At 47.1% G+C, this 1298-nt stretch carries 3 protein-coding genes; 1 reads left to right on the top strand and 2 read right to left on the bottom strand.

Features of this window, described 5'->3' with window-relative positions; translation table 11 throughout:
- Nucleotides 1–164 precede the first annotated feature (164 nt).
- Nucleotides 165–596 (top strand): flagellar assembly lipoprotein FlgP, encoded by a 432-nt coding sequence (gene flgP, locus R7E00_RS23795; protein ID WP_005453982.1) that lies wholly within the window; start codon nucleotides 165–167, stop codon nucleotides 594–596.
- Between the two features lie 113 nt (nucleotides 597–709).
- Here flgP and R7E00_RS23790 read toward each other — a convergent pair whose 3' ends face one another.
- Together R7E00_RS23790 and flgM are read right to left on the bottom strand one after the other, a co-directional pair.
- A complete protein-coding gene (locus R7E00_RS23790; protein WP_005454011.1) occupies nucleotides 710–1135 on the bottom strand; it encodes a flagella synthesis protein FlgN in 426 nt (141 codons plus the stop codon).
- Between the two features lie 26 nt (nucleotides 1136–1161).
- Nucleotides 1162–1298, bottom strand: a 137-nt coding sequence (gene flgM, locus R7E00_RS23785; RefSeq protein WP_318124703.1) for a flagellar biosynthesis anti-sigma factor FlgM, incomplete at its 5' end; no start/stop codon positions are given.

Genomic DNA, 1298 nt, shown 5'->3' with positions numbered 1-1298 from the left:
GCCGTGTTGTGGTTGCCACAGCGCAAGGGTTCTTGCCTGCAGACCGAATCGGCCGTGATTTGGATACGCTAAATAGCATCCGTACCCAAGATGGCGTGTTGATTCGTTCAGACCCAACCATTCGCCAGCCATACACTGTGATTCTCCGCCCATAGGATAGAACCATGAAGAAGTTATTATTTATTATTGCCACCTTGGTACTTGTCGGATGTCAGCCATTACAACAGATGCGCCAAGATGAAATTTTAGTGGCGGTAGGTTATGCAAGCGTAAGCGAACAAACTGGCCGCACGGTAGAAGAAAAACGTGTGCGCGCGATGCGAGCATCAAAAATTGATGCGTATCGTGAGTTAGCAGAGCAAGTTTACGGCATGCGAGTAAGCGGTCGTGCCGAACTTGAAGATCAGCGTCTTGGCATTGAAAGCACGAGTGGCGCGGTCGATGGCGTGATTCGCGGTGCAGAGGTCGTGCGCAGTTACTTAGTTGAAGACAGTTACGTAACAGAGTTACGTTTGGATATCCGTAAGATGGATAAGCTACGCGATTACGGTGAAGTTCAACAAGTGCCTGAGAAGCGTCAGCAAACCTTGTTCTAAAACCACTTCACTAAACAGATAATCTTTTCGAGCGGCTGATTGGCAACAATTGGTCGCTTTTTTTATGGGTTGATTTGATGGCTTTGCCTAATGAGGAAGGAGAGGCTAGAGCGTTAGGCTTTAATATTGGTGCCTAGCGTTGAAATGGTGTGGGTTTTGCCGCCGGCATTGTAGGTCATACCGATCTTGCCGTGAGTGTGTTGAAGCATGTTATTGAGCTTGTTAAAACTCAATTGAGCGCGGCTGAGGGATTCGCCATTCACGCGATTGACCTGTTGACAGTCCAGCACGATGGATTGGATTTGGGCTACAACCTGACTTAGGTGCTCATCTTCGGTAAGTTGATTGACATGCGGGTGAGAGGCAATTCGCTGATCAGTGGTTCTTAGCTGATCAATGAGTGTCATTTTTTGTTTGGCGATGCTTTCGATTTCAGAAGAGACACGCGCAGTAATCGCCTGTGTTTCCTGACGTAAAACAGTAGAAAGTGCCTTAGCATTTTCTAGTTGAAAGTTTACGAGATCGACTAATGCTGCCATAAATACTTACCTTGGGCCTAAGTCAGTTAGCTTTTGCCTTGCAATTCGTTTTCAAACTTGATCATATTGTCGGCCAGTTTTTCTGGGTCAACGCGGTATGAACCGTTTGCGATTGCTTCTTTGATTGCCGCTACTTTCGCACTGTCGTAAGCCGGAGAAGCTG

Origin of the sequence: Vibrio sp. Vb1755, assembly GCF_033338635.1 — a bacterium.
Classification (GTDB): Bacteria; Pseudomonadota; Gammaproteobacteria; order Enterobacterales; family Vibrionaceae; genus Vibrio; species Vibrio alginolyticus.
The sequence above is the reverse complement of the archived record's forward strand: the minus strand, read 5'-3'. Positions and strand labels throughout refer to the sequence as shown.

Coding starts and splice junctions, on each gene's coding strand:
- flgP (WP_005453982.1), top strand. CDS start 165: ATGAAGAAGTTATTATTTATTATTGCCACCTTGGTACTTGTCGGATGT.
- R7E00_RS23790 (WP_005454011.1), bottom strand. CDS start 1,135: ATGGCAGCATTAGTCGATCTCGTAAACTTTCAACTAGAAAATGCTAAG.